Origin of the sequence: Pseudoalteromonas sp. SR43-2 (assembly GCF_014163885.1) — a bacterium.
In the GTDB taxonomy this organism is placed as follows: domain Bacteria; phylum Pseudomonadota; class Gammaproteobacteria; order Enterobacterales; family Alteromonadaceae; genus Pseudoalteromonas; species Pseudoalteromonas distincta.
Window position 1 is genome coordinate 11,547 of sequence record NZ_JACJED010000011.1, and the last position, 13,234, is coordinate 24,780.

11 protein-coding genes and 1 pseudogene are annotated in these 13,234 nt (G+C 35.5%); 3 read left to right on the top strand and 9 right to left on the bottom strand.

The window, feature by feature from the left end; genetic code table 11:
- Positions 1–35: 35 nt before the first annotated feature.
- The 5 genes from H5120_RS10820 to H5120_RS10840 all read right to left on the bottom strand — a co-directional run bounded on the left by H5120_RS10820 (position 36) and on the right by H5120_RS10840 (position 6,702).
- Positions 36–2,951 (bottom strand): type III restriction-modification system endonuclease, encoded by a 2,916-nt coding sequence (locus H5120_RS10820; RefSeq protein WP_182674364.1) that lies wholly within the window; start codon positions 2,949–2,951, stop codon positions 36–38.
- Positions 2,951–4,900, bottom strand: coding sequence for a site-specific DNA-methyltransferase (locus H5120_RS10825; protein ID WP_182674365.1), 1,950 nt, complete (start codon positions 4,898–4,900; stop codon positions 2,951–2,953). The genes H5120_RS10820 and H5120_RS10825 overlap by 1 nt, the downstream gene beginning before the upstream one ends.
- 44 nt (positions 4,901–4,944) lie before the next feature.
- Positions 4,945–5,229 carry a hypothetical protein gene (locus H5120_RS10830; protein WP_220487074.1) on the bottom strand — a complete coding sequence of 95 codons (285 nt, stop codon included), beginning with the start codon at positions 5,227–5,229 and terminating at the stop codon, positions 4,945–4,947.
- A gap of 139 nt (positions 5,230–5,368) precedes the next feature.
- Entirely contained in the window at positions 5,369–6,247 is an 879-nt protein-coding gene (mobV, locus tag H5120_RS10835; RefSeq protein WP_182674366.1) for a MobV family relaxase, read from the bottom strand.
- Positions 6,248–6,264: 17 nt separating this feature from the next.
- Entirely contained in the window at positions 6,265–6,702 is a 438-nt protein-coding gene (locus tag H5120_RS10840) for a hypothetical protein (RefSeq protein WP_182674367.1), read from the bottom strand.
- A 405-nt stretch (positions 6,703–7,107) separates the two neighbouring features.
- On the opposite strand from H5120_RS10840, the gene H5120_RS10845 reads away from it, so the two are divergent.
- Positions 7,108–7,545 (top strand): replication/maintenance protein RepL, encoded by a 438-nt coding sequence (locus tag H5120_RS10845; protein ID WP_182674368.1) that lies wholly within the window; start codon positions 7,108–7,110, stop codon positions 7,543–7,545.
- 379 nt (positions 7,546–7,924) lie between these two features.
- Positions 7,925–8,563: pseudogene (locus tag H5120_RS10850) on the top strand (tRNA-(ms[2]io[6]A)-hydroxylase); the annotation flags it as partial.
- Positions 8,564–8,565: 2 nt separating this feature from the next.
- Here the strand turns inward: H5120_RS10850 and H5120_RS10855 are convergent.
- The 3 genes from H5120_RS10855 to H5120_RS10865 all read right to left on the bottom strand — a co-directional run bounded on the left by H5120_RS10855 (position 8,566) and on the right by H5120_RS10865 (position 10,724).
- Positions 8,566–9,351, bottom strand: a complete 786-nt coding sequence (locus H5120_RS10855; protein ID WP_182674369.1) for a transporter substrate-binding domain-containing protein — start codon at positions 9,349–9,351, stop codon at positions 8,566–8,568.
- 54 nt (positions 9,352–9,405) lie between these two features.
- Positions 9,406–10,143 carry a UDP-2,3-diacylglucosamine diphosphatase gene (locus H5120_RS10860; RefSeq protein ID WP_182674370.1) on the bottom strand — a complete coding sequence of 246 codons (738 nt, stop codon included), beginning with the start codon at positions 10,141–10,143 and terminating at the stop codon, positions 9,406–9,408.
- Positions 10,144–10,232: 89 nt separating this feature from the next.
- Positions 10,233–10,724: a peptidylprolyl isomerase gene (locus tag H5120_RS10865; protein ID WP_002958350.1), complete on the bottom strand. Its 492-nt coding sequence runs from the start codon at positions 10,722–10,724 to the stop codon at positions 10,233–10,235.
- A 155-nt stretch (positions 10,725–10,879) separates the two neighbouring features.
- Between H5120_RS10865 and cysS the strand changes: the two genes are divergently transcribed.
- On the top strand, positions 10,880–12,259 hold the full coding sequence (cysS, locus tag H5120_RS10870; RefSeq protein WP_182674371.1) for a cysteine--tRNA ligase: 1,380 nt from the start codon (positions 10,880–10,882) through the stop codon (positions 12,257–12,259).
- Between the two features lie 72 nt (positions 12,260–12,331).
- On the opposite strand, the gene folD is transcribed toward cysS, so the two are convergent.
- The gene (folD, locus tag H5120_RS10875; protein ID WP_002958348.1) at positions 12,332–13,186 is read right to left on the bottom strand and encodes a bifunctional methylenetetrahydrofolate dehydrogenase/methenyltetrahydrofolate cyclohydrolase FolD; all 855 of its coding nucleotides are present in this window, start codon (positions 13,184–13,186) and stop codon (positions 12,332–12,334) included.
- Positions 13,187–13,234 lie beyond the last annotated feature (48 nt).

The following is a 13,234-nucleotide window of genomic DNA, read 5'->3' on the forward strand; positions in this document are numbered from 1 at the left end:
TTAGAGGACTTAGATTCTTTCACTTGTAGAACTGTCTAGCGAGACTCTGCTTGCTTAATCAAATCATAAATTAAATCATCAGCAAACTGAGTTTTAAAGTCGACCTTAACCTCTTTGCTTATCTTTTCAAACAGCACTTTGGCATGTTCAATTTTGCGCTCTTCCTCTTTGCGAAGGCTATCTTTCCCATCAACATTTTTCGTTTCAATAATGAAGTTTAAAAAGTCGCCCTTACTTGTCTTAACAACATACGCAAAGTCAGGAGAGTATGAATAACCGCCAGATACAGGGATCTTAATTGAGTTTTTTGGAATTTTAGTGAACACAGATACCGATTCAATTTCACCATCCGTAATGTTCAATTTTTCAAGTTCAGAATCGTAAAAAACATCTTCAAACAAGTATGTATCTAAAGGCTTGAGATCGTCATCATTGTAAACACCGAGGTCACTCGCCATTACTTCAGTTCTTGGTTCACCTTGTACATCAGTAAATTTCGTTGGATGCATACTGTTTGAGATAACGTTATAGCCCAGACCAAATTTATTAAATGAGTTGTTCAATAAAAACTTACTGAATCCTGATTTTATTTTTCGGACTGTTTGAATATTCAAGTAATCTGTTATATCTATGGTGCTTTGCACGCTTACGAATGCTTTATGCAGTGTAGATAACTTAATAAATGCTTCTTGCGATAGACGATTCAGAAACTCTTTGTAAGTCATAGTAGAGAACTTGGTGAAATCATCATCGTTACCAAACATTGACTTAGACATCGCAGTATCATTATGGATGTATACAGTTTCAATACGAGTCTGGACACCAGTTTTCTTGAACTTATCTGACTCTTCAATCAGATAATTTTTGAACAGCTCAAGGAAGTCATCTTCACTTGCAATCTTGTATTCTAAAATCGCTTTTTGGTTAATCATCTCCCAAAGCTCTTTTAGCTCATCGAACTTACCAACGCGCATCTTAGACGTTTTTTTAGCACCATTATCAACCTTAATTTTGTTAGGTTTAACGCCAGTTGGGAATGCATTAGGATACCTAGATTTCAGCTTTGTATAAGCATCAGCACCAAGTAGATTTTCATTTTCGTCAATAATTCCTTCACCCAACAGATCCGACATAATTTTAAATGAAGATAAATCAGGATATTCGGCTGTAATTTTATCTTTGATTTCTTGAGTCAACTTGCTTGGCACAGTCTCTTTGAATGAAGAGTCGTTTACCTCCTGAACAAGAGAAGTTATAAAATCTTTTTCCGTAAAATCCACATAATAATTAAGCATGAATGCACGGTCTTTCACTCGCCCCATATACTCATTTACAGGTAGGCGAAGCCCCCTACCAACTTCTTGAAGTTTTGATGTTGTGCTACCGCTTGAGCGCAGTTTACAAATTTGGAAAACATTAGGTGAATCCCAACCTTCACGAAGTGTCCATTTACTAAAAATAAAACGCCTTGGGTTATCTAGCGAAAGGAGTAGTTCTTTATCGTGTAAAATTTCACTTATTTCTTGTTCAATCTTTTCATCTTTATCACTATTATCTTTTGAAAAATAGCCACCATGAACAACTGACACATCCTTAATAGTCTTTTCTAAGTATTCTCTGTAAAAAGCATCAGTTTCAACTTTTAAGCACTCTTTAGCCTCTGCGACAACCCATTCTTCAAATTTGGTCTTTAAGCTACCTGAGAGGTTGTTTCCATCTCGATAACCTTCAATATCATCAATAAAGAAAAGCGATAATGGCTTAATTCTTGGGCGTTGAGTCAATAATTCACGTTCAAGCTTAAAATGCTCCTTAATCGCTTTACGGAGCATATTATCTTCAAGCGTATCTGAATATGAATAAGGATTAATAGACTTGCCGACTTTAAGCTCAATACCGTTACTTAACACAACCATTTTTGTATTCAGTGATTCAATATACAGATCATGAATCTCGCTATGAGTGTTTGATAATGACTCACCTTTCGCAAGTTTATAAACGGTTTTCGTTCCACTTTCGTTTAACTCAAAAGTTGCTTCTTTAGCCGTTGATTTAGTGAGTTTAAGGTTTGCAAAGTCATCACCAACAACATCTTCAATAAAAGCGTTAATCCCTTTTACTAGGTCATTGTTAAACGCATCAACAGCCGTTAAGCGATAAACTAAATTCTCGTAGTCTTCGTTGAAAGTTGCACCAAAACGAATAATGTATTGAGCATTAAGCTTACTGATGTTGTCCCATGTTTTTTTAGCGGTAGGGAACTTGTGAGGCTCATCAATGATAATAAAAGGTCTGACAGCACTGATAGCGTCAATTGGTGTATCAAATTTATTATCTAACAATCCAGTATCGTAAGTCTCAACCAATGATTTTGAGTTAATCATTCCAGAGTTGATAACCAAAACGTGGATATGTTTTTTATTAAAGTTATTTGCTTCTACAAAATCATGAACTGCTTGCGGCATAAAAGATTTAGTATTCTTACTAGAGCTTTTTTGACTTTCAACGACATAAGTTTTTAATTCACGCTCATAATCGTCACGGAAGTGTTCTTTTAGTGCATCACTTTTCAGAAAGTTGACTGTTCCTGCTTTAATTGAAAGCGTTGGGACAATGACGATAAACTTATTGATACCAAATGCTTTGTTGAGATCATACATGGATTTAGTATAGGTATAAGTCTTACCTGTGCCCGTTTCCATCGAGATATCAATCACGTTACTTTTAGCGTCGTAATGTTCTCTTTTATGTTCGATTCCATTGAACTCTTGTACTGTTTTTATGTTCGCATAATATTGAGGGTCGGTGATATTAAGAACAGGGTTTGCTCTAAGGCGAACGATAGGATCGTCCGATTGTTGAGGTTCAGCCCCAACAAACATACTCATTAATGCGTCTACACCTGCCTTTTGATGCGGGAGGTTCTTCTCAAATGTAAATCCCTTTGACATTAGTTTCTTCCTACCAGATCAATTTCTAATGACTTTTTATTAGCATAAGTTTTTAAGGCTTCGTTTAGCTCCATTTGCTTCACGCTATCAAAGTTTTTACCAAAGAAAACAATCTTATTAGGTGAGAATTCTTTGTCTGTATCAAGTCTCGAAAGAAGAGCTTTCAAAGCATCACTAGAAAAATCAGAGGCAATCATATACAAGCGATTGTCGCAAAAATGTGCGGTATAATTTTCTAGGTCAATATCTTGAACTGGTGTCGTTAAGTCACTTCCATCATATAAACGCCAAGTAGTAAGAAGCGTATGATACTGCTCATCAGTCAACATCACATCATCAAACATTGTCATCGTCATTAAAGAGAGCTCTTTATCATCTTCAACCCTAAAATCTTTTGTCGTTTCAAATATTTTGAATCCTAGATCACCTTGGTGCTCAGGGTTTTCTTTACTAATTTTTTCAGATGCCTTGATAATTCTCGCTTTTGTAATGTCAAAAATTGTCTCATAGCCATATTTCTCAGCGAGTTTATTTTTTTCATTTAATTGAATAGAAATAAAGCGATAATTAGTATCATTGTCTATATTGAAACTGAAAACGCTATGAGCTGTTGTCCCTGAGCCAGAAAAAAAATCTAAAACAGTACAACTAGTAGAATCAGTTACCATTTCTATAAGCTTTTTAACTAACGTTGTTGGTTTAGGAAATGGAAAAGGATTATTCCCAGAAAACAAGTCCTTTAGCTCGTTTGTACCATTTTGATAATTCATTTCTGGTCCATCCAAAATAGATTTTGGTTTTGTACCTTTTTGACTGCCACTTTCAGAGCTATTTAAATAATCTTTAGTAAAAATATCCCACACTTCACTACTGTTTCTTTTTACTTTCTTTGCAACCAGTAGATGTTTATCTTTTGTAAACTTATCTTTTGACCACCTCCATGTACCATCTTCTTCTGTAGTTGGCTTAATTGGGAATATAGCTTCTCCAGAGTTATTATTAAGTGATAATTCCCCATCCTGGGTGATATAAATAGGATAGTGGAGTAGTGGTCTTTGTTCTCTACGCCATGACCCTCCTCTCAATCTTAAGCCCAATAATCGATACCTTCCTCCCTCATCTGTTAAATTGTATTCAGCTTCCATTGAAGAGCCTAGAGAAACGCGAAACTCCTTAGCTTTATAAGCTGCGCGGGCATAACAAATAATATACTCGTGTTGGCTTGCTGAGAAATTATTTGATTGACTACCACGAGGATTGCTTTTTACAACGAATTGACTGCAAAAGTTACTTTCTCCAAAAATTTCATCACATAGCAGCTTTAATTGGTTCACTTCATTTTCATCTATGGAAATACATATAACACCATCTTCTTGAAGTAGCTCTTTAGCAATATAAAGCCGAGGATACATGAAAGTAAGCCAAGCACTATGACTACTCGAACCTTTATCGGTAAACTCTAGAATACGGGAGGCTTCATCAAAGTCGACACCTGCAAGATCCATCAATTGTTCTTTTGTGAATTTACGATCATCATTATAAACAAACCCGTCTGAACCAGTGTTGTAAGGAGGATCGATATAAATCATCTTCACCTTCTCACTATATGCGTTAACCATATGCTTAAGCACTTCAAGGTTATCGCCTTTGATAAGCAGGTTTTTACTGTTTTTGTTTTGATCTAATTGATTATGTGTAACGTCTTCATTGAGCAATGTTTTGGGCGGAAGGTTAGTCAATAAGCGAGCGTAAGACTTACCAAGCCAGTTCAACGTATATGATTCTTTAGAAAGCTCAACTTCATTTGCATTAACAACTTCAAGCATTTTCTCTTGAATGAAGTTTCCAGATTTATCAAAACATTGAGGGAAATGCTTTTTTAGGACGGCAAGTTGCTTACTATTCACAGTCTCGATATTCGAATGAAGTGTTTCTTCTTTAATAGTCATTTTGTGTATCCGAATTTGTTTTCTTTATTTGGGTAATACTGATTTTATTCTGCATCAGTCTTGTCAGTAATTTTGATTGATGCTTCAGTTAGACCTATACGCAACAACTCAGCTAAAGCCCCGTCTAAACTTTTGAAAATACGCGGTTCATAAGGCTGTCTAGAACTACTTAACACCAATGGTTCACCATTCCATTCAGAACCATCAAAAACGACCATATATGCGTTTTTAGGACCTGAAATTTGAGCTTGGTCTATAACCCCACTTTTTACTCGCTCTTTAACCATAGAGCTTAGGATGTAGTTGCCAGCATTCATACCTGATATCATAATAATCTATCCAACATTCATTTTTGCTACAATATCAAGTTTTGCAGCAAAAGTGGAGTTTTGTATCGGGGATTGATGAGATTATTATCATTACAAATAAGGAGTACTTTAATCTTTAAAATTAATGAAGTAATTAATTTTAAAGATTAAATTTATTAATTACAGATTTAGTAACCCCTTTAAATTTTTGCTGAAATCTATGTAGTAGTTCAGAGAGTTTCTTATTTTCTAAAGTTAATTTTTTATTTTCTATCATTAAATTTCTATTTTTAACTTTTGTGATTTCGGCTAAAACTTCATTTTCATTACTTTCATTTATTAATTTAATCGCTCTGTCTGACCATTCAGGGATATTTTTATATTTAAGCTTTTCATTTTTTAGCTCATCAATAACAATATTATTTGTATGATTAACAATAGAGTAAAAATTTTTTAAGGTAGTATGCTTCGCTTTAGACCCTTTAATTCCGCGCTTTAAATATTTTTGCATAGCTTCTGCGTAAGAGTCTTGTAGTGCTACAAGCTTTGCTTTTCCTCCAGTGATCCCTCGCGCATTGAGGGTCCATACAACGTTCCCCGATTTTCTTTTTCTTTGCTCTGTTGGAATAATAAAAAAGTGGCAATGTGGCGATTGCTCATCAAGATGCATCATACCAACTTGGCATTTATCGCCAAATTGTTGCTGAACCCATTTTGTTGTGTTTTCTTTCCACCAATGAAGCTTTTCTTTTGCATCTGGGAGATAAGAATTGCCAACTTTTATAAATTCAGGTGAAAAAGCAAGTACTAGCTCTAATGCGTGTACAGCATTCTTCCTAATTTTAATGTTTTTTGAATTAATAGTATCGTCATATATTTCAAGTGGTGTCGTATTTTTAAGAAGCATCTTGTTGAATCTAGTTAATTTAGCATTAACATTTTCAGTGGGCTGACTACGCAGCCAATGCTTTTGCATCATTAGAATATCGTGCCTCGATTTGAGTTTTTTAACACGTAAAATCGCAAAAGGTTTAGACATGAATACTTCCTTTTCGTTTAAGAGTGACTGAAGTTATCAAAAATATATTGAAGTCTGTCTCGTACGTCATCAGAGTATTTAATACTTTCTCTATAAGAATAGGGAGAAATTAATAAGTCTGTCATCCCTTCTACGAATTCAGAACAAATCAACTTACAAATAACTGGTTGATTTTCGCCAAAAAAAAGCTTGATGAATAATTCAACTGATTCAGTTGGAACTTCACATAGTAATTTAACTTTCTGAAACTCTTCTAGCTGATTTAGCTGTGCTTTTTCATGAAGTATGAGTGTGAGTGGTGCTGGTTCTTCAAATTTAATACAACTTAGCTCTTGTTGCTTAATATGAAGCATAAATAACATCTTTGGTTGAAGCTCTATAATTTCATCTTCAATTCTAAAAATTGTGTTTTTACTTACTTGAATATTAACTAATAATTTACTTTCAATGTTCATATGATTATCCCTAAGTTTAAGTGAAAGTTCGACTTAAACTCATTATATATCGAAATAAAAAATCGAACTTTTTTTAATGAAAATAATATTGTTTTTAATTAAAAGCACATAAATTCAGTATGTTAACTAAAGCTAATGACTTAACTTTTTTTAGAGTTAAGCTCGGTGTTATTTATATTTAATATTTTTATGTATATGATATATCTTTTGGATATAAAGATTTTATTCACCAATTATCTTTACTAAAAACACTTCTTTAAAGTTACAAGTTTCTATAGTTTGGTTATGTTACTTCGAAGTTTTTGTTCTTTAAAAACAGTGTTTTAAAAAGTATGGTAAATTTATTTTAAGTGTTCATATGTATCACTTTTTATACTTTTTTATTATGTTTAGAGGAAAAATATTATGAGTAGTTTTGTAACAAAAACGACTAGAACAACAGTTAGCGAAGAAACGGGTAAGGTTCTTGATTCAAAAACAGTTGATGAGCTTATTCGCTATAAAAACAGTAAGGGAATTAAGTACGTAGCAATAATTGAAGAAGGTTTACATTTAATTAATAATTTAACGGCTAATGAAATAAAAGTTTTAATTCATTTATCGATGGACTTAAGCTTTAAAAGTGATAATTTTGTTGATATTTCTCAATACAAACGTAAAGAAATCAGTAACAAACTAGGTATATCAAATGGATCATTTCGTAACATACTTTCATCTTTAAGAAAAAAAGATTTATTGAAAACTAATTGCGCGAGCCAATTCAAAATAAACCCTGGTGTTCTTTATCGAGGAACAGTTAATAGTATCCCAAACGAGTTGAGTGATTATAATTCAATGTCTTAGTTTTTTTGGTTTAAGCTGCTTTTATGTGTAGAAGGTTGGCAGTTACTTTCCAGCCTTTTTTTTGCTTTTTAGGTATCCCCCACTTTTGTGTTAATTAGAATAGAAGGACTGTGTAATTCACTAAAGACCAAAATGTTGAGTTTAGTTAAATTTTATTTGTTTTTCTAAATGCATAAAAATGACAAAGTGTCATTCTATTGATTACACAATGTCATGTCTAAGTAAGAATAAGTAATTCATTATTTTCATTCTTTCATTATATTACCTCGATAAATTATTTTTTATACGTATCTTTCTCACATAGCTTACTTTTAAAGCCAAAATGCTTTTTAGTTGTATATGTTACTCACTAAATGTATACATGCACATATATACATTTAGTGAGTTAAAAGCGGCTCAAAGTGCGATGTTTTTAATACGTAAATACGCTGTTGATAAAGAGGGCAGTGATGCCTTACTCGAGTGGCTAAAGCCATTTGAAACGCTTATTTATAAGCGTGAAGGAAACTGGCGTGATCTCGCGGCTAAAAATAAGCTAACTAAATCAATAATTCCTAAATCTAATTCGCCATATGGACAAGATTTAATTGATAAAATGGTATTGTTGATAAAAGAAGAGTTGCATCATTTTTATCAAGTGCTCGAAATTATGGACGAGTACGGTGTAGAGTACCAAAGCATTACACCATGTCGTTATGCAAAAGGCATGCTTCGTCATGTTAAAACGTTTGAGCCAAACGCCCTTGTTGATAAATTAATTGTAGGCGCTTACATTGAGGCGCGTTCGTGTGAGCGTTTCGCAAAGCTTGCGCCGCATGTTGACAAACGTTTAGGTGATTTTTATATTTCGCTGCTGCGCTCTGAAGCCCGTCACTACCAAGATTATCTAACTTTAGCGCAAGAAATTGCTGATTTTGATATTACCGAACGAGTTAAAGAATTTGGCGAGGTTGAAGCCGAATTAATTTCATCACAGGATGAAGATTTTAAGTTTCATAGTGGCCTGCCAATAGCATAAAGCTAATTTTCTTTTAAAAAATTAATGTATTCAGCTGTTTTTTGATTGCTGAAATTGTGTTTTTTCATGATTTCAGCAAGGCTTCCGTTTTCAATTATTATATCAATCCCTCTATTAAATTTTTGTAAGTACTCTTTTGCTCTGTAATTTGATTTAGAGACAACTAAATATAGTTTATGAGAAGCAAGATCTGGCAATAAGTACTCAATTTTATTCTTATCTAAATCAACTTCGTTATTATGCTCAAGCCAATACTTCCCTACTTCTTTAGTGCCTGCGACCAAATCGATACGACCTTGTTGTAGCAGGTATAAACTTGTAGGAAGGCTTTTAGTAGATGTTATTGCCAGCTCAGTATTTCTTGTAAACTCTTGGCTTACAAAGGCATTATCTTCCGTACCAATACTATAAGGTGTTAATGATTGGACTGTACCATCGAAATTAATAGCACTCTCTTTGCGTTTAAAAATTCCTGAATGAGCAACTGCAAGTGGGCGAGAGTAGTAAAAAACTTCATTTCTTTTTAATGAATAAAAAGCGCCTAAAATAGCTGTTTTTCTCTTTTTTTCTAATAGCTTTAGGGCGCGGTCCCATGTCGTAAACTCGGCTTCGCTATTAATGCCTTGAGTTTTAAGGGCTGATTGAGTGATTTCGTATAACCAACCGTTATCAGGAAGGTTTTCGCTAAAATAGGGAGGGTAGTTTTCAGTAACAATTTGCCATGTTTGCTCGCTAAATACTTTGGTAGGAATGGCAATTACTACGATGAAAATTAACAGCTTAATCATTCAACCTCTCACTATTATTCAAATATATAGTTAAATAATAGTCAGGATTTTAAATTATGCGAAAGGCGTGCTAATTAATTCTTGTGATTGAGGGGTAACGACTAAATAAGAGCCTTGGGTATACCAGTCACCTAGCACTGTACGAGTAAGCGTTTGTTCATCAACTTTATAGGTATGAACATTAGGGCGGTGAGTATGACCATGAATCATATTAGTAACGTTATGTTTAGCAAAGGTGGCAAGCACGGCTTCATCTACAACGTTTAAAATTTCGATAGGTTTATCAGCTTGGCTCAACTTACTTTTTTCACGGGCATTACGCGCTATTTTTTTACGATACCAAAGTGGCATTGCAAGCATTAATTTTGGCCACCACCAACCACGGCTTTTTTTACGAAATTTTTGATACTCAGTATCTTGAGTACACATTTCGTCGCCATGTAAAATAACGGTAGGCGTACCATATAAATCAATGACTGTTTGTTCATCGAGTAAAGTCATTGCGGCCATGTCTGCATATTGCTTGCGCATGATGAAATCACGGTTGCCATGTATAAAATAAACAGGTGTCCCACCATCATTAACGGCGCTTAAATGCTTTGCTACATCGGCACTCAGCGCTGTAATGTAGTCATCTCCAACCCATACTTCAAAAAAATCACCCAAAATATAAAGTGCATCTACATCTTTATTTAGTATATGCGTATTTAAAAAGTCAAAAAATGCAGCGCTAATGTCGGGGCGGTTTTCGCTTAGGTGTAAATCTGCAATAAAGTAAGTTTGGCGAGTCATAGGTCAGTCTTTTCGATATAAATAAAGCGGGCGTATACACATTGCGTAAATGCCCGCTGATACTCCACATTACGTGGGTAAACTTACTATTAGCTAACAGTAACGCTTTCGATGATCACATCTTCAAGAGGCACGTCTTGGTGAAAACCAGTACTACCTGTTGCTACGCCTTTTATTTTATTTACTACGTCCATACCTTCTACTACTTCAGCAAAAACACAGTAACCCCAGCCTTGCGATGTTTCGCTACTGTGGTTTAAAAAGTCGTTGTTATTCACGTTAATGAAAAACTGCGCTGTAGCTGAATGAGGATCAGGCGTACGCGCCATTGCTAAAGTACCTATCTTGTTAGATAGGCCATTATTAGCTTCATTTTTAATTGGGTCGTTAACTTCTTTTTGTTCCATACCTGGTACAAAACCACCGCCTTGAACCATAAAACCATCGATTACACGATGAAAGATAGTGCCGTTGAAAAAATCAGCATTTGCATACTCTAAAAAGTTTTTAACAGTGTTTGGAGCTTCTTGCTCAAACATTTTAATGGTGATGTCACCAAAATTGGTGTGTAGAACAACCATGTGTTTTCCTATATCTGGTTTAAATATTGGCGCTATTTTATCGTAGTTGGCTAAGATTAACAAAGTAGATGTTTGGTTTGTTATAAAGCGCTAGAGCAGGGGCTTTTCAAGTGGTAACATAACTGTTCAAGTAAATAGTCAAGGACTCAAAGTAAATGGTAAATATATACAACACACTCACGCGACAAAAAGAGCAATTTAAACCTATGGTCGAAGGCAAAATCGACATGTATGTGTGTGGTATCACCATTTATGATTACTGCCATATTGGACACGCTCGTACTTTTGTTGGTTTTGACGTTATTGTGCGCTACTTACGTCATATTGGTTACGATTTAAAATATGTACGTAACATTACAGATATCGACGATAAAATAATTAAACGCGCAAATGAAAATGGTGAGTCAATAAACGATTTAACTGTGCGCATGACTAAAGCGATGCATGAAGATTTTGATAGCCTAAATATGCTACGCCCAGATATTGAACCAACAGTTACAAGCCATATGGATGAAATCATCGCTATGGTTAAGCGCTTGATTGAAAAAGGCCATGCCTATGTTGCAGCTGATGGCGATGTTTTGTTTGATGTATCAACGTTTGAGCAATACGGTGCGCTTTCTCAGCAAGATTTAACTATGTTGCAATCAGGTTCTCGCGTTGAAGTGGCTCAAGATAAAGACGATCCACTTGATTTTGTGTTATGGAAAAAAGCCAAAGCAGGTGAGCCATCATGGTCATCACCGTGGGGTGAAGGGCGTCCTGGTTGGCATATTGAATGTTCGGCAATGAGCTCAAAACACTTAGGAGAGCATTTTGATATTCACGGTGGGGGGTCTGATTTACAGTTTCCACATCATGAAAACGAAATTGCCCAGTCGTGCTGTGCAAACAACGGCAAGTATGTAAATACATGGATACATACTGGCATGGTGCAAGTAAATAAAGAAAAAATGTCTAAGTCGTTAGATAACTTTTTTACTGTACGTGAAGTTTTAAAAGCATACGACGCCGAATCTGTTCGTTACTTTTTAATTTCAGGGCATTACCGCAGCCAATTAAATTACTCACAAGAAAATTTAGACCAAGCGCGCTCATCACTTGAACGCATTTATACAGCGCTTCGTGATGTCTTACCGGTAGAATGCGATTTAGAAGGCAATGAGTTTGTTGCTAAATTTAGAAAAGCAATGAATGATGACTTTAATACACCAGAAGCACTACCTGTGTTGTTCGAACTTGCTAAAGAATTAAACCGCGTAAAAGAAAGTGACGCAGGTCAAGCTGGCAAGTTAGCGTTTATACTGCGTAGCCTTGGTGAAGTGTTAGGCGTTGCTCAACAAGCACCGGAAGCTTTTTTACAAGGTGGGCAAGATGACGACGAAGTTGCGACAATTGAAGCATTAATTGTAAAACGTAATGAAGCACGTGCTAGTAAGGACTGGGCTGCTGCTGATGAAGCTCGCGATGCACTTAATGCATTAGGTGTAATACTTGAAGATTCAGCTGGTAAAACAACGTGGCGTAAAGCGTAAGCGTTTAAAGTAATTCAGGTCAAACTAAAAAAGGGTTGCCAAATGGCAACCCTTTTTTGATTTTTTAACAGCTTAGCTGTGATACTTTTCACACGCTTCAAGTGTGTTTTCAATTAAGCTTGCGACAGTCATCGGGCCAACGCCACCTGGTACAGGTGTAATAAAATGCGCTTTTTGTTCGGCCACACTGTATTGAACATCACCGACTAATTTACCCGTATCTAAGCGGTTAATGCCCACATCGATAACAATAGCGCCTTCTTTTATCCAATCTCCCGGTATAAATTCAGGTTTACCGACAGCCACAACTAATAAGTCAGCGCGGCGAACATGTGTTTCTAAGTCTTGAGTAAACTTATGACATACAGTGGTAGTACAACCTGCTAATAAAAGCTCTAACGACATTGGACGACCAACAATATTTGACGCGCCAACGACAACTGCATGCATCCCTTTATAACGTACACCCGTTGAATCAAGTAATGTAATAATACCTTTAGGCGTACATGGGCGAAGGGCAGGCATACGCTGTGCTAATCGACCAATGTTATATGGATGAAATCCATCAACATCTTTATGTGGGGTAATACGTTCTAAAATCTTTTCAGCATCAAGACCTTTTGGCAGTGGTAACTGCACTAAAATTCCATCAACTTCGGCATCATTATTTAGCTCGTCAATTAAATCTAAAAGAGTTTGCTCTTGTGTGTCTGCTGGTAAATCAAATGATTTAGAGATAAAACCGACTTCTTCACAGGCTTTACGTTTTGAACCAACATAAACTTGGCTTGCTGGATCAAGTCCTACAAGTACTACTGCAAGTCCTGGTGCACGTAAACCATTTGCTACACGTTCACTTACGCGTTCTGCTACAGCGCTACGTACTTGTTTTGCGATTGCCTTACCATCAATGATGTTTGCCGTCATGGGTGACCTTTAATTGGGGTTAATTAACTAGATACCGATACTCTAAAA